Source organism: Terrisporobacter mayombei (assembly GCF_020748465.1).
Taxonomy (GTDB): domain Bacteria; phylum Bacillota; class Clostridia; order Peptostreptococcales; family Peptostreptococcaceae; genus Terrisporobacter; species Terrisporobacter mayombei.
The window spans coordinates 485,891-509,654 of the sequence record NZ_JAHZMP010000003.1; the positions used below are offsets into that span (position 1 = coordinate 485,891).

The 23,764-nt window shown below is 27.6% G+C and carries 23 protein-coding genes and 2 riboswitches; of the genes, 4 read left to right on the forward strand and 19 right to left on the reverse strand.

What is annotated here, in order from left to right; all coding sequences use genetic code 11:
• Nucleotides 1-7: 7 nt before the first annotated feature.
• The 11 genes from moaA to K0039_RS13085 form a co-directional block, all read right to left on the reverse strand.
• Nucleotides 8-985: a GTP 3',8-cyclase MoaA gene (moaA, locus tag K0039_RS13035; protein ID WP_228105503.1), complete on the reverse strand. Its 978-nt coding sequence runs from the start codon at nt 983-985 to the stop codon at nt 8-10.
• A gap of 50 nt (nt 986-1,035) precedes the next feature.
• Complete coding sequence (gene mobB / locus K0039_RS13040; RefSeq protein WP_228105504.1) at nt 1,036-1,536, reverse strand: molybdopterin-guanine dinucleotide biosynthesis protein B; 501 nt, start codon at nt 1,534-1,536, stop codon at nt 1,036-1,038.
• Between the two features lie 11 nt (nt 1,537-1,547).
• Entirely contained in the window at nt 1,548-2,753 is a 1,206-nt protein-coding gene (locus K0039_RS13045) for a molybdopterin molybdotransferase MoeA (RefSeq protein ID WP_228105505.1), read from the reverse strand.
• A gap of 140 nt (nt 2,754-2,893) precedes the next feature.
• Nucleotides 2,894-3,030: riboswitch (molybdenum cofactor riboswitch) on the reverse strand.
• Nucleotides 3,029-3,628, reverse strand: a complete 600-nt coding sequence (mobA, locus tag K0039_RS13050) for a molybdenum cofactor guanylyltransferase (protein WP_228105506.1) — start codon at nt 3,626-3,628, stop codon at nt 3,029-3,031. Its footprint overlaps the riboswitch before it by 2 nt.
• A gap of 31 nt (nt 3,629-3,659) precedes the next feature.
• Nucleotides 3,660-4,694 carry a molybdopterin-binding protein gene (locus tag K0039_RS13055; RefSeq protein WP_228105507.1) on the reverse strand — a complete coding sequence of 345 codons (1,035 nt, stop codon included), beginning with the start codon at nt 4,692-4,694 and terminating at the stop codon, nt 3,660-3,662.
• A gap of 269 nt (nt 4,695-4,963) precedes the next feature.
• On the reverse strand, nt 4,964-5,449 hold the full coding sequence (locus K0039_RS13060; protein ID WP_228105508.1) for a hypothetical protein: 486 nt from the start codon (nt 5,447-5,449) through the stop codon (nt 4,964-4,966).
• 446 nt (nt 5,450-5,895) lie between these two features.
• A complete protein-coding gene (locus tag K0039_RS13065) occupies nt 5,896-6,588 on the reverse strand; it encodes a hypothetical protein (protein ID WP_228105509.1) in 693 nt (230 codons plus the stop codon).
• Nucleotides 6,589-6,687: 99 nt separating this feature from the next.
• Nucleotides 6,688-7,380: a metallophosphoesterase gene (locus tag K0039_RS13070; RefSeq protein WP_228105510.1), complete on the reverse strand. Its 693-nt coding sequence runs from the start codon at nt 7,378-7,380 to the stop codon at nt 6,688-6,690.
• A gap of 56 nt (nt 7,381-7,436) precedes the next feature.
• Entirely contained in the window at nt 7,437-8,237 is an 801-nt protein-coding gene (gene yjbM / locus K0039_RS13075; RefSeq protein WP_228105511.1) for a GTP diphosphokinase, read from the reverse strand.
• A gap of 49 nt (nt 8,238-8,286) precedes the next feature.
• A complete protein-coding gene (locus K0039_RS13080; protein WP_228105512.1) occupies nt 8,287-9,198 on the reverse strand; it encodes an MBL fold metallo-hydrolase in 912 nt (303 codons plus the stop codon).
• Between the two features lie 21 nt (nt 9,199-9,219).
• Nucleotides 9,220-9,951 (reverse strand): YkgJ family cysteine cluster protein, encoded by a 732-nt coding sequence (locus tag K0039_RS13085; RefSeq protein ID WP_228105513.1) that lies wholly within the window; start codon nt 9,949-9,951, stop codon nt 9,220-9,222.
• A 90-nt stretch (nt 9,952-10,041) separates the two neighbouring features.
• Between K0039_RS13085 and K0039_RS13090 the strand changes: the two genes are divergently transcribed.
• The 3 genes from K0039_RS13090 (at nt 10,042) to K0039_RS13100 (ending at nt 12,305) form a co-directional block, all read left to right on the forward strand.
• Nucleotides 10,042-10,293, forward strand: coding sequence for a hypothetical protein (locus K0039_RS13090; RefSeq protein WP_228105514.1), 252 nt, complete (start codon nt 10,042-10,044; stop codon nt 10,291-10,293).
• A gap of 399 nt (nt 10,294-10,692) precedes the next feature.
• Entirely contained in the window at nt 10,693-11,022 is a 330-nt protein-coding gene (locus K0039_RS13095; RefSeq protein WP_228105515.1) for a hypothetical protein, read from the forward strand.
• Between the two features lie 371 nt (nt 11,023-11,393).
• Entirely contained in the window at nt 11,394-12,305 is a 912-nt protein-coding gene (locus K0039_RS13100; protein WP_228105516.1) for a manganese-dependent inorganic pyrophosphatase, read from the forward strand.
• Nucleotides 12,306-12,540: 235 nt separating this feature from the next.
• Here the strand turns inward: K0039_RS13100 and K0039_RS13105 are convergent, their stop codons facing one another.
• From K0039_RS13105 to K0039_RS13125, 5 genes are all read right to left on the reverse strand, one after another.
• The gene (locus K0039_RS13105) at nt 12,541-13,065 is read right to left on the reverse strand and encodes a peptidylprolyl isomerase (protein WP_228105517.1); all 525 of its coding nucleotides are present in this window, start codon (nt 13,063-13,065) and stop codon (nt 12,541-12,543) included.
• Nucleotides 13,066-13,405: 340 nt separating this feature from the next.
• On the reverse strand, nt 13,406-14,698 hold the full coding sequence (locus K0039_RS13110) for a M18 family aminopeptidase (RefSeq protein ID WP_228105518.1): 1,293 nt from the start codon (nt 14,696-14,698) through the stop codon (nt 13,406-13,408).
• Between the two features lie 11 nt (nt 14,699-14,709).
• Complete coding sequence (gene pcrA / locus K0039_RS13115; protein WP_228105519.1) at nt 14,710-16,950, reverse strand: DNA helicase PcrA; 2,241 nt, start codon at nt 16,948-16,950, stop codon at nt 14,710-14,712.
• A 300-nt stretch (nt 16,951-17,250) separates the two neighbouring features.
• Nucleotides 17,251-17,425: riboswitch (cobalamin riboswitch) on the reverse strand.
• Between the two features lie 90 nt (nt 17,426-17,515).
• Nucleotides 17,516-19,303: a vWA domain-containing protein gene (locus K0039_RS13120; protein ID WP_228105520.1), complete on the reverse strand. Its 1,788-nt coding sequence runs from the start codon at nt 19,301-19,303 to the stop codon at nt 17,516-17,518.
• An 18-nt stretch (nt 19,304-19,321) separates the two neighbouring features.
• A complete protein-coding gene (locus K0039_RS13125; RefSeq protein WP_228105521.1) occupies nt 19,322-20,248 on the reverse strand; it encodes an AAA family ATPase in 927 nt (308 codons plus the stop codon).
• Between the two features lie 385 nt (nt 20,249-20,633).
• Between K0039_RS13125 and K0039_RS13130 the strand changes: the two genes are divergently transcribed.
• Nucleotides 20,634-21,749, forward strand: coding sequence for a 4-hydroxybutyrate dehydrogenase (locus tag K0039_RS13130; RefSeq protein WP_228105522.1), 1,116 nt, complete (start codon nt 20,634-20,636; stop codon nt 21,747-21,749).
• Between the two features lie 46 nt (nt 21,750-21,795).
• Here the strand turns inward: K0039_RS13130 and K0039_RS13135 are convergent, their stop codons facing one another.
• From K0039_RS13135 to cobU, 3 genes are read right to left on the reverse strand one after another with little or no spacing between them, the layout of a single operon-like run.
• Nucleotides 21,796-22,404: a histidine phosphatase family protein gene (locus K0039_RS13135; protein WP_228105523.1), complete on the reverse strand. Its 609-nt coding sequence runs from the start codon at nt 22,402-22,404 to the stop codon at nt 21,796-21,798.
• A 9-nt stretch (nt 22,405-22,413) separates the two neighbouring features.
• Nucleotides 22,414-23,181: an adenosylcobinamide-GDP ribazoletransferase gene (cobS, locus tag K0039_RS13140; RefSeq protein ID WP_228105524.1), complete on the reverse strand. Its 768-nt coding sequence runs from the start codon at nt 23,179-23,181 to the stop codon at nt 22,414-22,416.
• 5 nt (nt 23,182-23,186) lie between these two features.
• Nucleotides 23,187-23,744, reverse strand: a complete 558-nt coding sequence (gene cobU, locus K0039_RS13145) for a bifunctional adenosylcobinamide kinase/adenosylcobinamide-phosphate guanylyltransferase (protein WP_228105525.1) — start codon at nt 23,742-23,744, stop codon at nt 23,187-23,189.
• Between the last annotated feature and the right edge of the window lie 20 nt (nt 23,745-23,764).

Sequence of the window (23,764 nt, forward strand, 5' to 3'; positions counted from 1 at the left end):
TCTCTCCTTATCCCCCAATTTGTACCATATTTTTATTTTCTACGTTTTCTATATTGCTATCATGATAAAAGTTATGTCCTAATGGCTTGTTTCTTATGGCATGATATATCATATTTTCTAAGTCTTTATCTGTAATATTATTTCTTATTGGCATTTTTAAATCTATACCTTTATTATAATGTAAGCATAATTTCAAAAATCCATTAGCTGTAAGTCTTACTCTATTACAAGTTTCACAAAATTCATTGCTAATAGCACTGATTAAACCTATACAACCCTTAAAGTCATCATTTTTATAATATACTGCCGGCCCATTTCCCCTCTTTTCTTTTACTTTTTTAAATGTACCGTATTCATTTTCCAATAGATCTAGTATTACTTCATTTGAAATTCCTGTATAGCTTTTACCATGACCTATAGGCATTAGCTCAATAAATCTTACGTCTATATTGTTATTTTTAGAATAAGCTGCTATCTTAACTATTTCATCTAAATTATGTTCTTTTATAGCTAAACAATTTATTTTCACCCTTATACCTAAATCAATAAGCTTATTTATTGCCATAAATACATTTTCATGCTTATCACGTCTTGTTATCTTAAAAAATTTATCTCTATATAAAGTGTCTAAGCTTATATTAACTGCATCTATTCCTGCTTCACATAATTGATCTACCATTTCGTATAATAATACTCCATTTGTAGTTATAGTTACTTCATCTATACCATCAATTTCCTTTATATCTTTAATTAAATTAATTATATCTTTTCTTACTAAAGGTTCTCCCCCTGTAATTTTAATTTTTTTAATTCCTAAATTTGCAACACATTTACAAATTCTAATAATTTCATCATAAGATAAAATTTCTTCATGAGAAACATTTTCTATACCTTCTTCTGGCATGCAATAAACACATCTAAGATTACACCTATCTGTAACTGATATTCTCATATATTCTATTTTTCTATTCAGTTTATCTATCATAAACATCCCCCATTTATAAATTAAAAATCTTTATTTGTAAATCTGTATTATTACTCATAATTTTTCATATAGTTTAATATTTTTTCAACTATTAAGTCTATATTATTTAAATCTATCATATTGTAATTTCCTTCTACAACATTTATATCTGATAATATACCTATTAAGTTTTTTTCATTACATATGGGTCTATTTGAATTTCCTTTTCTTACAATTTCTAATTTAGGATAGTCAGAAGATTTAAATCCCTCTAAGAAAATAATATCTGCTTCTGGAAATAGCTTAATAAAATATGTTTCATCAATAAATTTCTCTTCTTTTATCACCATGAATTTATTATTAGAAAATATGGCAGTCCCATAGGCGCCAGCATTTTTGTGCTTATATGTATCCGTTCCAACTACATCACATTTAAAATCATGCCCATCATGCTTTATAGTTGCAATCTTATATCCTTTTTCACAAAACTTAGGTATAAGTTTCGTAATTAATGTGGTTTTGCCAGAATTTTTACATCCGCTGATTGCCATTAAAAATGGTCTTTTAGTCATGTTAATCTCTCCTATATAAGTATAATTTCTACTTCCTCTCCTTTTAGAAGCTGTTTTGTTCCAGGTTTTATATCTATTAAACAGTTGCATCCTAGCATGGATGACATCATACCTGAAGAGTGCCCCCCCTGTGGAAGATATACTTTATTATTCTTATAAATTCCTCTTATGATTCTTCTGCCTTTGCTCTCTTTTAAGAAATCCTCTTCCATAACTGATTTTATTCTAACTTGGTTTAAATCTTCATCTCCACTTAAATTATAAATAAGTTCTTTGCCCATTATTTCAAATGTAGCTATTGCTGCAAAAGGATTCCCAGATAAAGAAAGTATTGGTTTGTTTTTATATATGGAATATATTGCAGGTGTTCCTGGCTTCATTCTTACTCTCCAGAACAATCTCTTGGCATTTATTTCTTTTATAACTTCATGCATTATATCCTTTTTACCAACAGATACTCCTCCTGTAGTTATTATGGCATCTATTTTGCCTGTCAAATTATCTATTTCTTCACTTACACCATAGACTTCATCCCCCATAATCTTAGAACTTACTATTTCACATCCAAAGTCCAAAAGCCTCATTGAAATAGTAATTCTGTTACTATCATAAATTTTCCCCTTAGTTAGAGTTTGACCAGCACTAATAACTTCATCTCCTGTACTAATTATTCCTATTCTAGGTTTTCTTTTTACCAATACTTCTGTAATTCCCATGATAGCCAATAATCCAATATGTATGTATGTTAATTTTTCACCTTTAGAAATTAACTTACTTCCTTTTTTTACATCCTCGCCAGCAAAACAGTAATTTTCATATTTTTTTAGTTCAGAATAAATTTCCACCTGTTCCATATTGTAATTAGTATTTTCTTGTCTAATTACACAATCTGCACCTTCAGGTATTTCTGCTCCTGTCATTATTCTTATGGCCTCATTGTTTTTAACTGAAGTACTTATATCTCCTCCAGCAAAAACTTCATCTACAACTTTTAGTTTTATAGGATTGCTTTTACTTGCACCTACAGTATCTTCTGCTATCATTGCGTATCCATCAAGAGGGGATCTGTTGAAAGGAGGTTGATTTATTGGCGCATAAATATCTTCTCCTATTATTCTTCCTCGTGCTTCCTCTATATTAATTTTTTCTGTACTACTTATTCTATTTACTGACTCTCCTATAATTTGCAAAGCAAACTCTAATTCAATATTTTCCATAGATAATCTCCTTTTGATATTTACTTATTATACAATCTATTATATTTAATATATTTTTTAGATGATTATAATAAAAAAACTATGTCTCTTTTTATTAAAAAGAAAACATAGTTAAATAAAGCTAAAGGTATAAACATCCCTTAACTAATAATAGATTCTCTTTTCAAATAATGGAAGGCCAACATGTTTCCATATTAACCCGAGGTAATATAAATTACCTGGCTAGGTATCATAGATTATTATCCTTAGATACGTTAGCTTGAGAATATTATATTTTACTTATTGTAACACCTTATTAATTGCTCATATTCCTCTATTGTATTAATATTTTTTAAAATATCATCTGATAAATCTGTATTTTCTAATGGTAATTCAATAAAATTACTATTTCGAATTAGCTTTAAAAGCTTATACTCTTTGTTACTTATTAACTCTTCCATATAATGAATCATATTTTTTGAATATATAGCTCCTATTGGGTATAATAATTTATTCTTTGAAAAAAGTACTGCATCTATGTTTTGTTTCATATTTAACTGCAATTCGCCTATTGAATTCTTATTTATAAAAGGCATATCACATGCTGTGATAAATAGGTAATCTTCTTTGCAGTTTTTAAGCGCTGAACAAATCCCTCCCATAGGACCAATATCATCATAGATATCAACTACAACTGATAATCCCATTTCTTTATATTTTTTTATTTCTTCTGAAGAAAATTTTTTATTTACCGACAAGTATATAGTAGGAAAATCTTCTAAAACACTTATTATTCGTTCTAGAAAAGTTACCTCATTTATTTTTAAAAGACCTTTTATCATTCCTCCCATACGACTGTTTTGTCCACCCATAAGTATTAAGGCTCCTATGTTCACAGTATCACCTCTATATTTCTATTAAGAATCTTTATACTCCTTTCCCAAATCCACAATTTGGATAATGACAAACATCACAATTTAAACATAAACCACCTAATCCTAGTTTACTTAAATCATCTTTAGTAATTTTTTCATCTGCCATAATACGTGGTAGAATCAAATCAAATATTGTTCTTTTAGCATACATAACACATCCTGGGAGTCCCATAATTGGTATTAGTTTATCATTATTTTTATAGTATGACACTAACATCATTGCCCCTGGTAGTACTGGTGATCCATAGCTAACAATATCTGCACCCGTATCTTTTATTGCTTTAGGAGTTTTATCATCAGGATCAACGCTCATTCCTCCTGTACATAGAACCATTTCTGCACCTTTTTCAATAAACTCTAAAATTGAATTTGTTATATTTTTAGGGTCATCACTTACGATACTTTGTCCAAGTACTTCCACATCAAATTCTTTTACTTTTTCAATAATTACAGGTCCAAAAGTATCTTTTATTCTTCCGTAATATACCTCATTACCTGTTGTTACGATTCCAACTTTCTTATGTACAAAGGGTTTGATACTAAGTATAGGGCCATTACTACATAATTCTTTTGCTTTTTTCATTTTTTCTTCTTCTATTATTAATGGTATTATTCTTGTCCCAACTAATTTGTCTCCTTTTTTCACAGGAAAATTTTGATGTCTTGTTGCTATCATCATTTCACCAAGAGAATTTACTTCCCTAAGCTTATCGATATCTATTTTTAATAAACCATCTATACTCGCAGAAAGCTCTATTTTTCCTTCTTTTACATCTGATTCTTCCATATATTCATTTTTACATATATCTCTTAATATGATTGCTGCCTCATTTTCATGAAGCATCCCCTCTTTCTTCTCCCAAACATATAAATGATCTTTACCTAGAGATAATAAAATATCTATATCCTCTTCTTTTACTACATGACCTTTTTTAAAAGCAACCCCCTTTACCTTATCCTTAACTATCTGAGTTATATCATGACATAAAGCATGTCCTATTGCGTCTTCAGTATTTATTTCTTTCATTAATCTTCATTCCCCTCTGTTAATTCATAATTTTTCGTATAAAAAAAGACAGATTGTTACTTCATATTTTATATATACTAAGCAGGATATATAGAATATTTATAATCTGTCTAAATTTTACTTTTCTAAAAGTGTCTTTTAGGTTCTTATTAAAAATAGTCTTCCTAAATAAATTGTAATTATTACAATTTTCATTGTCAATTTAATAATTTAAGTTTGTAAAAATAAGCAAAACTATCTAAATCATTATATAAAAACTATTATTTATATTAACAGTAGAACTTAGATGCCCCTGCTAATTGTCTTTTTGAAACAATTTTAGCCAAATTTTCTAAAACAGCAATAGTTGTTTCTTTAAAGCTAACAACAAATACAAACTTAAAGTCTGTAAATTCATCATTAATGCTATAAATATCAGAACAACATCTTATATTATCTACTAAATATATTTCTTGCAGTTCTGCCTCAATTTCATCAGTCGTATCTTTTAAGAAGGCTCTGACATCTTCGAAGAATAACTCAAAGAATGATTCATCTATTTCACCAACTGATTCTTCAATGAGTTGTTGTGCTAACTCTTTTGAAAATATGCTCTCAGCAAGTTTACAGTCAAATACCATTATATTTTTTTGATTTATAGTATTTGATATATCCTGTACAAAATCTATATCTTGTCTAATTCCTAGTATATCTTTAACTTCCTTACTATTAACATTAAACTGACCTTTTTTATTCTTTAATTTAAGTTGTATCATAATCTTCGCCTCCTTTTCTAATAATTAAAACTTGATTACATACTATTAATTATATTTTAGATGTCCCAATTTTTAATCTTAGTTCTAGTGTCATATTTTGTGTCTTTATTATAATTATACCATTACCACTTCTTAATTTAACTACAGGTTATTATAAGAGTCATCCTTTATAAATATATCATATTTTAACTCTTTTACCTTATCTATTTTATAATCAATATCTAACATGCAAATTTTTATGTTAGTTGATAATCTTATATTTATGAAAAAATAATTATATCATATAAATAAGTATAAATCAAAAGACCAGTAATAACTATCTTATTTGGGCAAAAATTTAGGAACCTTAATCCACGGTCTTTTAGTAATATGTTTTTAAATCCTTTTAATATGCTACTTTACAAAAAAATCCTATGGTTATTTCTATATAACCATAGGATTTTTGATTATTCTTCTTTAATTGTTTCTTTTAATTCATCGATTTTATTTTTGAAATTTGTAATTTCTTTATCTGATAATTTTAGATATTCAGTTATCTTATTAATATAAATAGGGTTTTTTGTATCTATTAAGTTTACTGAATTTTCCATAGCTAGAGTTCTTAGTTCATAAGTTTTCTTTACATTTACTTTTGCTCTATCTAAAACTTGAGTATATTCATCTTTAGATAAGTTTGGAACTTTCATATTATCGTATATTTCTACCACATCTTCACACATTTCTTTTGCATAAACCAAATCGTCTTTTATTTGTGTTAAATTTTCCAAGCTTTTTTGCAAATTATTAGTGTAAGGAAGACATTCTCTCATAGGTATTAAAGCAGCTCTTTCAATTGAATAAATATCTTTTTTAAATTCATCTATTTTTTGCAAATCTGACTTTTTTATATTTTCTTCATAATACACAGTTTGTGTATTATGTTGATCTAAATAAGTTTCCAATACTAAATCATTTTCAAAATCTAAAGTATCCTCTAAAACTCTAAGACCGCTTAAATATATATTTGTAATTACCATAGTCGTCGATAAAACAATATAAATACTTCCATAAATACAGGCTCTTTTAAAACTTTTATAATTTTTAAATAGCACTGTAAGTGGTATAAAATATAAAAGTATTAATACTAATATCCATCTCATTTATTAACACTCCTTCTTGAATTAAGTAAAATTGCTAATATTCCCCACTTATTTATTTCTTGACATTATATTTTATAGTATTTACATTTTTTTAATTTCTTACTCCATTATTTTTATTGGTTTAAAATCTATATAATCACTTGAAGCCAATATATACTCCACATTATTTCTTTCTCCTTTTAGGCCCATTTCAAAAGACTCTTTTCCGTGAAGATGACCATATACAACCTTTTTAACATTATATTTTTCAAAAATCTTTGTGAATTCTGATTCCTCAAGCTTATCATTAGTAGGTGGATAGTGAGTTATTACTACTAGTTCTTCACAACCATCTTTTATAGCTGCTTCTAAAGACATTTTCAATCTCAGTTGCTCTCTTTTATATATTTTTTCATCATCTTCATCAAATTTTACTTCATTGGGACAAAGCCAACCCCTAGCTCCACAAATCCCAATATTTCCGTATTTGTAATAACTATTTTGTAAAAAAGTAATTTCTTTATAAGCTGATTTCAATTTACTTAGTGATGACCACCAAAAATCATGATTTCCTTTTATGAACACTTTCTTACCTAGTAAATTGTCAATTATATCCAAATCTTCTTTTGCCTCTTTCATATTCATAGCCCAAGAAGTATCTCCTAACACTAATACTGTGTCATCTTCTTTTATAATTTCTTTCCAATTGTTTATTATTTTATTTTGGTGATTGTCCCAGTTATCTCCAAATATATCCATAGGTTTATTTACCGATGTGGAGAAATGTAAGTCACCTATTGCATATAAACTCATACTTTCATCCTTCCTTATTTTAAAAAGCTGCCTTAAATTAATTAAGACAGCCCCCACTAATTATTTCTTTTTTTATTTTTATAATACTGTAGTATTTCTTCTATTTCTTCTTTTAATGCTACAATTTCCTTAATATCTTTTTGACTATCTATTCTATCAAGCCTTCTTTGATAATTTATAGCTCTACTGATTTCACCTAAATCATATAGTTCTTGTATCTTGCATAAAACTTCTCTAATTGTAAGTGATTTGGCTTGATACATAACTTGAGCTTTCATTATCTCTTCTCGAATTTCGCTCATTTCTTGGTCTAATAAAAATGCAGCATCTGCAGCTCTTCTAAGTCTGTTTGCTACATCTTCTGGTATGTAATGTTCATATTTATATTTTAAAGAGTGCTCTATAGTCGCCCAAAAATTCATAGCTAATGTTCTTATTTGAATCTCGCATAATATTTCTTTATATCCTGCTATAGAGTTAATCGGATAATTAATTATAACATGATAACTTCTGTATCCACTATCTTTAAAGTTAGTAATATAATCTTTTTCGTATACTACAGTCATATCAGTTCTTGATTTTATTAAATCTACTAAAGTATATATGTCTTCTACAAACTGACACATAATCCTTATTCCAGCTATATCTTCAATTTCTCTTTCAATATCTTCAGCTTCTAATCTATTTGCCTTAGATATTATGGATGATATTTTTTTTGTTCTACCTGTAACAAACTCTATAGGAGAATATTCACCCTTTGTAAGAAACTCTTTTCTTATATTTTTAAATTTTACTTTTAGTTCTTCAACTGCATGTTCGTAAGGAGCTAATACTTCATCCCATTTTTCATACTTCATATTATTCACCCTTTATACTAGTTTCAAATCATATATATTTTAACATAATTTATTCTTTTTTAGAATAATAAAGCATTTCTCCCAATTCTATACTATAACTTACCTGATCCAAATCGCATAGATAACTAATTATAGATACTATACTACTTCTAAAAAAGTGATATTCTGTATAATTACAACTTAAATTATTATTGATTATTATATTTTTTAATATGTTATCTATAGTTGTAGGTGATTTTAACAAGTCTTTCACTTGACTCACATATTTATCAATTGCGCTTATATGATTATCTATAATACTCTGGCTATCTGATTTTGAATAAGCTTCTTTGCCATGACCTAAAATCATAAATTCAAAATCCATATTTTCTATTTTATCAATAGAATTTAAATATTCTTTTACATCATATAATAAAAGTAATTCGAATTTGTTTAATATGTGACTTCCTACAAATAAATCCCCCACAAATAAAACCTTATCTTGTGTTAAAACTCCAATACTTCCTTCACTATGTCCTCTTAGTTTAATTATCTCAATTTTTTTATTATTTAATACTATATTACCTTCTTCAATTGTATCATCCACTTTAGTTAAATTGTTTTTCTCTTCAGATACTTTGAATTTCCAAAATTTATTAGTTTTTCCCCCTACAGTATAATCTGAAAATTTACTAGGATTATCTATAAATATCTTAGCTTCTGAAGATGATAATATTTGTATATTTTTATCAAGTTCTTTTAGTTTGCTACATCCACCATAATGATCACCATGCTCATGGGTATTAATAATATATTTTATATCCATATTCTTTGCCTTTAGCAGGTCCATCATCTTTCTTGGTCTTATTCCCCCAAGACCTGGGTCTATTATCAAGGCCTTATTATCATCTAGTCTAATTACACCTGTATTTGTCCCACCTTTAATGTAATAAGTGTTTCCTTTTATATTTGTTAATTTCACTTATCCCACCTGCCAATTCTTCTATTTAATTAACATTCTTTTTAGTCTACTTATTGTTCTTTTTGATATGTTTCTTCCCTTAGAAATCCTCACTTTAATATTATAAGACATATTTTGATCTAATAGTGAATCAATAAAATATTCTACAATTCCTCTATCTCTAAATTCTATATCAATTACTCTCTTTGAAAAAAGCCTAGAGTCTAACACCATTATATTATCAGCAAAGTTTAATCTTTCACTTTTAGATAAATATCTATTTTCTGGTATAAATTCTTCGCAATATTTTATCTTGTAATTTACTACTTCATCACTTATATCAAACCCATATTTAATTTTCATAATATTTTTGTACTGTTTGTTTTTATCTGTTACATCTTTTAAGTTTTTATTATAATCTTCCTTTTTCCAATGACCAAATAGCCTGCAATTTAATGGTCTTACTTCATAAATTTCACATCTATTGTTTTCATCTTTGAAAGGACAACTTTTCTTTTCCATAAACTCCATAAAATAATAATCTATTATGCTATCAAGAGATTTTTTTCTTAGTTCATCCTTATCTTGTAAATAGTTAAATATATTCAAAAATTCTATTAAATTAATTCCCACAGATTCCATACAACAGTTTCCACAACCTGTACACTCACCCTTTGGCAAAGTATCATATATATTATTAAGCTTTTCAAATAGTTGATTTTTTTTAGCATAATCTATGCTTTTTAAAATATCTGTATTATTTATACTAGCCATTGTACATTCTCCTTGTTATAATTATTAGGTTAATACAAAAACTTATTATATCACATTTATTACTATAAATTGTAGGAGGTATCTTACTAAATGAACAGATATACAAAATTTATCAATATGATGGAAAGTTATTTCACTAAGGATTTTGATAAAGCTAAAAAAGGAATAACTAAAACTAGAGAAGTAAAAGAAGAAACTGTTAAAAAAGCTTTCTTAAAAGGAAATACTGAAGTTTTAGTTATATTGGAAGATTCTGGGCGCGAAATACTTATCGACGATTTTTCTTCAGATGAAGATATAAAAAAATATTTAGGAGCTTCGTTTATAAATCCTAAAAGATAATAAAATTTCCGAGAGTTATAAGACTTTCGGAATTTTTAATTTAAAAAACAAAATTATCTGTAATATCAAAGTGAATAACCCCTTAGCCATATGATTAAATAGATTTTTTATTTTTTATGTATAAATTTTCATTCCAAGGACAATAATACTAATGTAATTTAAATATTTAACTCAATCTCCCCCAATATAAGCTTTCATTTCCCCAGTGGAAGCTACGTTTTTTGCTAAATAGAGAAGAATAAATTTATTCTTCTCTATTTTTTTATTAAAATAGTTCTATGTTATTATTTTAGCAATTATCAAGTACATAAATTAAATTTTTATTGATAAATTATGGTAACATAACTTATATTGTATACTAAGCATATGAATATAAATACTTATTTAAGAGGTGAAATAATGATTGAAATAGGAAAATTAAAATTAGATAGTGATTTTGATTACAGAATAATAAGAGAAGAAGACAATGATGTAGATTTATATATAGATATAAATTATAGATGTGTAGATATAAATGTTGGAGAATCAGAAATATTTAATTCTAGAATTCAATTTCCATACGTTAGATCCATTCTTTTAAGAATTAATAAAGAAGACCACTTAATGACTGTACATCTTATGAGGGATATCGACTTATTTTCTGCTTTTGCAAACTTTGAAGTAGATTTTTTTAATAGTATTTTTAAAATTAAAAACCTTCAAGAGAAAGTTATTATAAGTAAAAATTAATCTTCAAAAAAATTAAGGGGGCCTTAACAGGCCCCAATTTTTATTTATTTCTTTATTTATAATTCAATTGTAATACCAAAATTTTCTCGTGTCAAGGAATTTTCTGAATATTTTAAATTTTTTGTTTTATATACATTATTTTTTATATATATTGATAAATTTTTAACGTTTAAATCTACATTTACTATTTATTCCTTTTTTGTTATTACATCTAGAATAATAGACAATAATAAGATTATTGTCACTCTTACCAAGATTTTGATATAATTATTGTTATATAAAATAATATTACATATTAATTTTCATATGTAGTTTTAATAAAAATACAATAAATTAATTACTATTAGTAATTTACGAGAGGAGTTTTACATATGAGTTTATTTGTTTTCGGACATAAAAGCCCTGACACTGATTCAATATGCTCAGCAGTATCATTAGCATATTTAAAAAAACAATTAGGAGTTGACGCTAAAGCTTATGCTTTAGAAGAGCCTAGAAAAGAAGCTAAGTTTGTTTTAGACTACTTTAAAGTAGATACACCAGAAGTTTTACAAGTTGGAGCAATAAAAGGACAAGACGTTGTTTTAGTAGATCACAACGAAATCGCACAAACTGCTGATGAAATAGCAGAAGCTAATTTAGTAGAAGTAATAGACCACCACAAAATAGGATGCCTTTCTACTGATCTTCCAATATCAGTAAGAATAATGCCTGTTGGATGTACTTGCACAATAATATACAACTTATATAAAGAAAATAATGTGGAAATACCTTATGAAATAGCTGGATTATTATTATCTGCAATATTATCAGATACTTTAATATTCAAATCTCCAACTACTACTGAAAAAGATAAGGAAGCTGCTTTAGCATTAGCTGAAATAGCTAAGGTTGACTACGAAAAATATGGAATGGAAATGTTTAAAGCTGGTACTTCTTTAGATGGGTTCTCTATAGAAGAAATAGTAAACATGGATTTCAAAGAATTTGATATGAGTGGTAAAAAAGTTGGTATAGGACAAGTTATGACTTTAGATATAGATGCTGTTTTATCTAAAAAAGAAGAATTCTTAGCTTATATAAATGCAACTGAGTTTGATATGTTAGTACTTGCTGTAACTGATATAATAAACGAAGGTTCTTACTTAATCTACAAATGTGAAGATAAAGTAATATCTGAAGCTTTCAGTGTAAATGCAACTCAAGGTGTATTTGCTGAAGGTGTTGTTTCAAGAAAGAAACAATTAGTGCCTAAGTTAACTGATGCAGTTAAAAACATTTAATTTAATTATATAAAAATACAATTTATTAAAAGCAAAAAATGACACAGATTAATCTGTGTCATTTTTTATTTTTAAATCATCATTTCATAATACTATTATAAAATAATCTTTTGTTTATTATTACAATGGTTTATTTCTTCTGGTGTTTGTGTTTATGTTTTTAGGATTTACTTTAAATATTGTAAATCATATAACACAAGTTGTAAATAGTATTTATTTCTATTTATTACATTTATTACATTTTTTCTACTTCTGGATAGTCAACTCCGAACTTTTCAACTGTCATAGTTTTTATTTTTTGATCAGCTTTAGGTCTGTCTCCTCTATCAACTGGAGTATCTGCTATTTCATCTACTACATCCATTCCTTCTATTACTCTACCAAATCCAGCATATTGACCATCTAAGTGTGGAGAATTTTTATGCATTATGAAGAATTGAGATCCTGCACTATTTGGCATCATAGTTCTTGCCATAGAGATTACCCCTTTTTCATGTATTAGGTTGTTTGCAAATCCATTGCTGTTAAATTCACCTTTTATTGAGTATCCTGGTCCACCCATTCCAGTTCCTTGTGGGCATCCGCCTTGAATCATAAATCCTCTTATTACCCTATGGAATATAATTCCATCATAATAATGATTATCTATTAAGCTTATAAAGTTATTAACTGTATTTGGAGCTATATGAGGATATAGTTCAACTTTTATAGTTTTTCCATTTTCCATTTCTATAGTTACTATAGGATTTTTATTTTCCATATTTCTACCTTCTTTCTTTGGTTGTTATGTATTTTCATATATTATTATATACTAAGTTGTAAAAAAATAACTACACTATTATTATTTTACAATATTTAAAAACAGTTTATTGATTTCCCTGTGGATATCTTGGCATTTTTATCCACAATATCCACATACCTTAAATTTCAAAGTTTTCCACTGTATTACAATTTTTTTGTTTATATATAAAATTAAAACATTACGTTTTATTACCACTTTATCCACATAGTTATCCACTTATCTACAATTTATTAACATCTTATTCAGTCTTTATCCACATTTTTATTGACAATTCACAGAATTTTTCAGCATTATTCTTTTATATTTGATAAAATTCGACAAACGTCTTATATATATTAAAATGATCTTCTACACTTCCAAGTTCTCTGATTGAATGCATAGATAAAATTGGACTACCAATATCCACAGAATTAATGTCTAAATGTGTTGATGAAATTGGCCCAATTGTAGATCCACCTCTCTCATCTGATCTGTTTACAAATTGTTGATATTTCACTCCACATTTTTCACATATATTTTTATATACTCCTGATGAAAAAGCATCACTTGTATAGGCTTGATTTGCACTTATTTTTATTACAGGCCCACCACCCATAATAGGCTTATTTGTTGGATCATGCTTTTCAACAAGATTTGGGTGAAGAGCATGAGCTAAATCTGCAGATATCATAAAAGATGAATAAATAGCTGAAAAGAATTCTTCTCTACCATTACCTAGACTTATACAAATTCGTTCCAATAGGTTTAGTAACATATTAGAATCAGCTCCTTGCTTAGTAGAACTGCCTACCTCTTCATTGTCAAATATGGAAGCTATATTTATGCCATTTTTTCCTTTTGAGTCTATTAATCCATATAAACTAGCATGAGCCATAGATAAGTTATCAAGCCTAGAAGAAGATATAAACTCTTCATTTGGACCAATTATATTTCCTTTTTCATATTCATATAAATACAAATCAAAATCAAGAATATCTTTTTTATCCACATTTAGTTCTTTACTTATTTCTTTTAATAGAAAATCATCTTTTTCTAAAGTACCATTAATTAGTCCTACTAAAGGTAATGTATCTTTTTGCTTATTAAACTTATATCCATCATTTATACTTCTGTTCATATGAATAGCTATATTTGGTATTATGCAAATTGGTCGATTTATATTTATTATCTCTTCTCTCGGACATAATACATTTTTGGATTTTAATACTACTCTACCTGCAATAGACAATGGTCTATCAAACCAAGTACTTAGTATAGCACCACCATAACCTTCCGTATTTAATTTTAAGTACGTATTCTCCACAGTCATTTCCGCATCAGGTTTAATTCTAAAGGTTGGTGAGTCACTGTGGGAACCTATTATCCTAAATCCCTCTTGCATATTGTCAGAGTTTATTACAAAGGCTGTCAGTGAAGATGAATTTTTTGTTATAAAATACTTTCCACCAACCTTAAGTTGCCATTTCTCATTCATTTTCAATTCATTAAATCCATTTTTTAATAATAAATCTTTGCTAGTCTCAACCGCATTAAATGCAGTTGGACTATTATAAATATAATCTATTAAATTTTCAGCAAATTGTTTTTTCATAGCTCCTCCTATTAAACTAAGTCTAAAGTTGTATATTCTTTATTTATAGTTTTTATACCTTGGTTATCAAAAGCTATAGTCACATCTGGACCTTTTAAGGCAACTACTGTTCCTAATCCAAACTTAGGATGATGTACTTTAGCTCCAAGTTTTAAGTCGTCTATATTACTTTCATTTGATGTATTTTTTATAGTAGCATTTGCTTTTTTAGCAACTTCAACCTTATTCATATTGTTCATCTTATATTTTTGAGTATATTTATCAAGAATATTATAATTTGCCTTTGAGAAAGATAATTCTTTTTGGTCTTTATTTAATCTTTCTATACAATCACCTGGCAATTCTTCTATAAATCTAGATGCAATTGAAGGATTAGTTCTACCATATAAGGTTCTTTTTCTTGTTAAGGTTAAGAATAACTCTTCCTTTGCTCTAGTTATTCCAACATAACAAAGTCTTCTTTCTTCTTCTATGTCACTATCACTCATTGATTGTATCGCTCTAGCAATTGGGAATATTTTTTCCTCCATTCCTGCTAAAAATACTACTGGGAACTCAAGACCTTTTGATGAATGTATTGTCATTAGAGAAACTCTATCTTCAGATTCTTCCTCACTATCTGGTTCAGCACTAAGAGCCACTCCTGTTAAAAATGCTTCTAAGCTCTTATCATCGCTTGAACTTTCAAATTCTAAAGCTACTGATATAAGTTCTTCTAAGTTTTCTAGTCTATCTTCACCTTCATTATTTTTTTCTTTTAATAACTCATCTTTATACCCTGTTACATCCAACACTTTTTCAATTACTTGACTGACACTATATACGTCTGTAAAGCTTCTTAATGTAGACATTAAATCTACAAATTCACTTATACTCGCTCTAGCTTTTCTTGATATATCTGAGTTATCTTCTATATCAATTAATACTGAGTAAATACTTTCTTCCTTTAAGCTGGCTCTATCTTCTATTTTTTCTATAGTTCTAAGGCCTATTCCCCTTCTAGGAACGTTTATTATTCTTTTTAAAGATATATCATCCTGAGGGTTTTGTATTACTCTAAGATAAGCTATAATATCTCTTATTTCTTTTCTCTCGTAGAATTTAATACCACCATAAATGTTGTATGGTATTCCTGCCCTATTTAATGCATCTTCCACAGAACGAGCTTGTGCATTGGCTCTGTATAAAACGGCAAAATCTTTGTAATCTCTATCTTCATATCTTTTCATATATGAAATAGTATTTACTATGAAATCACCCTCATCAATTTCACTTTCTGCTAATTGAATTTTTATTAATTGTCCTTCTTTTTTGTCACTCCAAAGCCTTTTTCTTTTTCTTTCTGTATTATTTGCAATAACGTGGTTGGCTGCATCTAGTATTACTTGTGTTGACCTATAGTTTTGCTCAAGTTTTACTATTTTAACATTGTCATAATCCCTTTCAAATTCTAGGATATTTCTTATGTCAGCACCTCTCCAACCATAAATACTTTGGTCATCATCTCCAACAACACAAATATTTTGATGTTGTTTAGCTAATAATTTTATTAATTCATATTGGGCTTTACTTGTGTCTTGGTACTCATCTACCATTATGTATCTAAATTTATTTCTATAGAAATCTAATACATCTGGACATTCTTTAAATAGTTCAACTGTTTTCATTATTAAGTCATCAAAATCTAAGGCACTATTTCTTTTTAAACGATCTTGATAAAGTGCATAGATTTCTCCTACTTTTGTTTTAGATATGTCGCCTTCGTTTAATTTTAAGAACTTTTTAGGAGAATATAATTTATCCTTTGCATTAGATATGCAACTTAATACATATTTAGGATCAAATGCTTTATCACTAATATCTAATTCTCTCATGCAGTCCTTAATTAAAGTAACTTGGTCTGGACTATCATAAATTACGAAACTTCTATTATAGCCTATTTTATTTATACCTTTTCTAAGGATACGAACACAACAAGAGTGGAATGTTGTAATCCACATTTCCTTAGTGTCTGTTCCCTCTAAAGTTTCTTCTACCCTTTCTCTCATCTCATTGGCTGCTTTATTTGTAAATGTTATTGCCAAAATATTTTCAGCTTTAACATCTTTGTCTTCCATAAGATAACCGATTCGAGTAGTTAAAACTCTAGTCTTTCCTGATCCAGCTCCAGCAAGTATTAAAACAGGTCCTTCTGTATTTTCTACTGCTTCTCTCTGAGCTGGATTTAATTTTTCTATTATATCTGAAATCATATATATCCTCCTATAATGCTCATATAAATATATTTTAATCTAATTCTATTTTTTCTTCAAACTCCATAATACTATAATAATTCCCATGAATAAAATATAAAATACTTAACCTGTAAATTATCGTTAAAAAAAGGCCTTAGGATTTTGGAGAATCCTAAGGCATAGGTTAAGGGTTATTCTATTTTCAAACTATTTTGAAATAAAATAGGTTGAGGGCTATTAAAAAAGTGCCTAACTCCAAGTTAGGCACAATATCTTCAAATAAAAATTTTTATTAAGATATTTCTCCTACCCCGAAGAAATCACTTTATATTGTAGGCAGGTCTCCTGGCTTTGCTTCATTCTACTCCTTTCCCTTCCCATGTTTCCACAGTGGTTAAAAGTTTCGTCCACATTACAGTAGCGGGGGCTGCAAAGGTATCTCACCTTTTTCCCTATTAATCTTAGTTTAAGAACCTAAAATATTTTAATTAATTTAATTTTCAACTAAGATAAGTATAACACATAAAAAAGAATTTTTGTTAGTTTTTACTAATTATTTTATTATATATTTCGCTAGAATATCTTAGTTTTTTATTATTTTTTTCAAATACATAGCAACTATATCAGAAAATCTCTCTATATCCTTAGTATAAATAAAATCTCCTCCATAAATCTTTTTTTCTGCTTCTAAATCTTTTTCTTTACCAGTGAAAACTCCTAATACAAGTATTCCCTGTTTTCTCGCTTTTCGAACTTCTAAAGCTGTATCTTTTACTGCCACCATTCCTTTGTAAGATGCTTCTCCTCTTAAACTTCTTGATCTATCTTTTCCTATTTTAACATCATTTGGTTTTCCATCACTAAGTATTATAAGTATTTTATTTTCTTCTTCTCTTTCTAATAAAGAATCACTAGCTGCCTTTATTGCTAATCCATCTCTATTATTTCCTGCTGCAAAATATTCAAATATGTTTTCACAAGAATTGATATTGTCATTATAATCTCTATATCTTTTTAATATGGTATAATCTAAAAAACTCAAATACCCCATAACTCTATTTGGAATACCAACTGATGTAAGAGCAGTGGCAATTATATATGCCTGTATTGCTACATTAAATTGGTTTCTACTTTGGGAGCCACTGGCATCAAGTAATATATCTATAACATACTTTCCTTTTTCATTTCTTATATCCTTATAAAAAACTTTTGTATTGTTGCTTCTTCCTACTCTCCAAGCTCTATTAGCACAAATAGTTCCTCCATCAGAGTAAATTCTATCAATTGCACTTTCTTCTATTAGGATTCTTGATATGTTTTCTTTTAATTTATTAATGCTTCTTTTATGTAGCTTAATATTATCTCTATACTTGTATAAATTGTTTTCTTTTTGTCTCGTAACGTATTTTAACTGAAAAGCGTTGTTACATTCACTACGTAATACTCCATCTGTAAAATGAACTCTACACCCTTCATGAACATCTCTACAGTGTTTAGTTTCAATTTTTCTTATTTCACTTTCACTTAGAAATGTTTTACCGTAGTAATATTCTACTTTATCATATATTTTCTGAGCCATAACTTCATCTACATAGATTACTCTATTTTGCGATTTTTCCAGATCTCCGCTACCCATTTCACCTAGATTTTCTACTAGCATGGTATTACTTATATTATTAATTTCACTTTCTATGGTTTCTATTTCCTCATCCATATACAGCTCTTCGTACATAAAATCTGAGAAAGTATCAAAATCCACGTTTACATTTTTTATATCTTGCTCATTTCCTTGTAAATTTTCTCTTTGAGAGTTTATTATAAACTCAAAATAAGTTAAGTAAATCTCATCTAATCTTTTTAATATATTCATTAAATCATCGTTACAATCAATCGCTTTTATATCTTTCATTATTCTTCTTGTCAAACCATCTACTGCAGGATGTCTATTCATAGCTTGAAGAATAAATGTATACCTTAAAGTCTGTAATATATCTTCTTTGTGAATTTTACTATAATTCACAAGAACATCTTTGTATGCTTTACTTCTTATTTCCTCAACGCCGGGTCTTTCATTTATTACTTTATCTTCTACTACAGAGTTAAGAACAAGCTCAATCAATGTATATAAAATATCTTTGTCGTAGGATTTTTTTATTCTACTCATTATATATTTTTTAATTATATCCCAATCTAAATACTTTCTTCTTGCGCCAGCAATTATACCAAAATACAAAGAAACATCTTTAGATGAATAATCTTTTTCACTGGAATCTATATCTTCATCATACATACCAGAAACAGTCCACGCTAGGTTATTTACTCTATTTTCAAATTCATAATTATTATATATCCAATTAGTATTTCCACTCATTTTATCACCTACTTCAGGTTATTTTAAATTAGGAAATATATCTTTACTTTCCCATTTTTCTGGTATTCTTGTCCTAATAATATCATCAACTATTTCTTTTTCATAAATATCAAAAGTTTTTCCTGTAAGGCCCATATTTATGGCAAGAGATGGTCTAAGTCCTCTTTTTATAGTTTTTAGAGCACCTATTAATCCTCTTAAATCTATTGCCTTTGTAGATATTTCTCCATTTTGGGATTTTAGTTGCAAATCTAAAAAAATTCCTGCAAATTGATTTAATTTTTCCTCATCAGTACGAGGAAATTCTCTTTTTAAAATCATCATTAATTTATCTTCGTTTACTGCTGGAATGTCTATTACTAAAAATCTAGAGACTAAAGCTTCGTTTAACTCCTTTGTACCTGCATATTCATAGTTCATAGTACCTATAAATCTAGTTGCTGGATGAAGGTTTATTCTTTCATATCCTGGCACATCTATTACTCTTCTGTAATCTAGGGCAGAGTGAACAACAACTATTGCATCATTTTTAGCCATATTTATTTCATCAAAAACACCAAATCCACCATGAAGAGCACATTCATATACAGACCCTCTTCTAAGTCTTACTTCGTTATCAATAAAAGTATCTGTTCCAATTAGTGATGAACTATCTGTATTTATATGGAAGGAAGTATTCCATTGAGGTCTTCCAAATATCTCTGATAAATTATCTGAAAGTAAGTTTTTCCCCGTAGCCTTAGGTCCAGATAATAATATATTTTCTTCTTCTAAAATAGCAGAGATACACATTGACAGAATATCTTCACCAATATAAAAAGCCGGTGATTTTGTCACTCTGTGCTCCACTTCTTTGTCTACTTTAAATTCTTTTCTAAAATGTTGTACATCCTCTATAAGAGACTCACTTACCCCTTGAGTTCTTAAGTTTTCTATTATATACATAATAATCTCCTTTTGTAAGTAATACTTCTTATTATTATATCCTTTTAATTTATTTTCAAATAAAACCCTTTAATTTTACACTTAATAAAAGTATAGTCTATTTGTTTAAAATTCAGTAATATTTTTAGTATTTAATAATAAAGAAGAGTTGCAAGATATTATTTAATTTATCTTTTGCAACTCTCTAGTTATATATTTATATTGCCATTTATTAATTATATATTAAACCAATAGTTATACTTAATTCACAATAAAATTTAACAATTAACCTTTTATTTACACATACATTTCATAAATAATTTTCCTAAATATATTATGATATAATAAACATGATACGATTCATATTAAAATTAAATAAAATTTAAATTATTGGAAGGGATTACATATGAAAAGCTTTAAATTATCTCCAGAAATACTTACTTTTAATAAGTGTGAAGAATTTTGTTCAAAATTCAATATAAATAAAAATGACTTAATAATAACAAATGAATATATTTACAAACCATTTTTCGAAAACTTTATTGAAGATGCTACTGTAATATACAGAAGAGATTTTGGCAGTGGCGAGCCTACTGACGTAATGGTTGAAAAAATATATAACCAAGTTAAAGACACTAATTATAAAAGAGTTATAGGAATTGGTGGAGGAAGTATTTTAGACGTGGCAAAACTTTTTGCTTTAGAAAAACTTACACCTATTTATGATTTATTTGAAAAGAAATTTGAACCTGTAAAAAATAAAGAATTAATACTTATCCCTACAACTTGTGGTACTGGTAGCGAGGTTACTAATATATCTGTACTTCATTTAAGCTCTATAAACAGTAAGCTTGGTCTTGCTAATGATGAAATTCTAGCAGACTATGCCGTATTAATTCCTGAATTATTAAAGGTTTTGCCTTTTAAAGTTTTTGCTGCCAGCTCAATTGATGCTCTCATTCATGCAATTGAATCTTTTGTATCTCCAAAAGCTTCTGTTTTTACAGAAATGTGTTCCATAGAAGCTATAAAAATGATTATAAATGGATTTAAGAATATTGTAGCTAATGGAAAAGATGATCTGAATAATCTTTTAGATGACTTCTTAATTGCTAGCACTTATGCTGGTATAGCTTTTGGAAATGCTGGTTGTGGAGCCGTTCATGCCATGAGCTATCCTTTAGGTTCAATTTATCACGTTCCCCATGGAGAATCTAATTATGTTTGTTTTACAGAAATATTTAAAACATACGAAAAATTAAATCCAAGTGGAAAAATTAAAAGACTTAATAATATTTTGACAGAAATTCTTAATTGTCCTAAGAAAGAAGTCTTTGAAGAATTGGATAACTTACTTTATAAAATACTTCCAAAGAAATCTTTAAAAGGCTATGGTGTCACTGAGGAAGATTTATTATCTTTCACTGAAAATGTTCTTGTTAAACAAAGTAGATTAATGGCAAATGCTTATGTTTCTCTAAATAAAGATATTGTTTATAATATTTATAAATCTTTATATTAAAAATAACAAAGAGAACCTATTGTCAAACTAGGTTCTCTTTATTATTTTACAGATTCATATATGATGTATCATTCAATTTATTGATTACTGCAAAATTATTATCTACTTCTATCTCTGTTATAGATCCATTATCTATTTTAAAATTCCAATGATATTTATAATCATCACATAAAAGATAAGAGATTATATTTCTAATTGTACCTCCATGGGAGCAAATTAATACAGTAGAATTATCATTACTATTTATAATTTTACTCATTTCATTTTTTACTCTTATAAAAGTATCTTTAGAACTTTCACCATTAGGATACTTATATTCAAATCCTTCTTTTATCATTCTTTCAACTTCTTCTGGATATTTTTCTTCAATTACTTTAAATGATAATCCCTCAAAATCACCAAAATTTATTTCATTCAATTGACAAGTCTCTTTAGCTTGAATATTTTTAACTTCAGCCAATTTTTTAATTGTATCTTTTGTTCTAGAAAAAGGTGTAGTATATATTTTATCTATGACTTCATATTTTAAATACTCTGCAATTTTATTTGCTTGCAACTTTCCTTTTTCACTTAATATACTATCTGTAAGTCCTGACAAATCCCCTACTTCATTACAAACAGTTATACCATGCCTTACCAAAATTAACTTTATCATTTCATCACCTTAAATTAGAATAACTATATAGGAAAATAATAAAAATATTAATTCTCCCAACTCAATAGTACATCCTAATATATCTCCTGTTACACCATCAATTTTCTTATAAATATGATTTTTAAATAAATAATCAAATAACATTACCGCTACAATTGATAATAGCAATTTTATTATATTTAAAGTAGTTGATAAAAATACGAATTTACTAATAACTACAAGAATAACAATCGTATATAATATGGCTGTTATAAACATGCCTTTAGTTGCTTTTCCAATAAATATATTACCCATACCTACTTTTCTTGGTGTTACAGTTTTATAAAGCATAACTATAACTCCCAAACGAGATATCATAGGCATAAATATAATTAAACACATAAGATTGCTATTTATAGCAGAATTTAATAATCCTATTTTTATTAATACTAAAAATAATATAGCTAGAAGAGAGTTAGTTCCTAATCTTGAATCTTTCATTATCTCCAGCATTCTCTCTTTGTCTCTGTTACTATATATGGCATCAAATGTATCTCCCAAACCATCAATGTGTAATCCACCAGTTAATATAACTTCTCCTGCCACAATAATTATAGATGTTATAAATGGATCAAATATTTGAATTGCCAAACTTCCTATAATAAAAGAAATCAACCCTATTACAAATCCTACTAATGGAAAATACACTATAGATTTGTGGAACTCTTCGTCAAACCCCATATCTGCTTTAATAGGTATTCTAGTCATAAATTGTAATAATCCTATAAATCTTTTCATAATTATCACTTCACTTTCATAGGAATTCCACTTACAACAAAGTAAACTTCATCGCTATAACTACCTATTAATTGATTTGCTCTTCCAACAAAATCACCATATATTCTAGATAGTTTATTTTCTGGCACAATTCCCATTCCAATTTCATTAGTTACTATTACAAAATATAAATTTGTTTTTTTAACAGCTTCTAATAATTTAGTTATTTGGTCTCTTATATAGTTTTCTAATTCATTTAATTCTTCAGAAGTAGCTTCTTCAACTTCTATCCCATGAGTAAACATTAAGTTATTAACCATAAGAGTTACACAGTCCATTATTACTGTATCATGATTGTTGTCCAACTCTTCCACTACAGAATATATATCTTTATATATCTCATAAGTTTTCCAATCTTTTGGCCTACTCTCTTGATGTTTTTTTACTCGATTTTTCATTTCATCATCAAATGCTACTGACGTGGCAATATATGCCGTTTTGTTGTTTTTTTTTATACAAAGTGATTCAGCAAAACTACTCTTACCTGACCTTGCTCCACCTGTAACTAAAATAATATTACTCATAAATGCTCTCCTTCAGATAT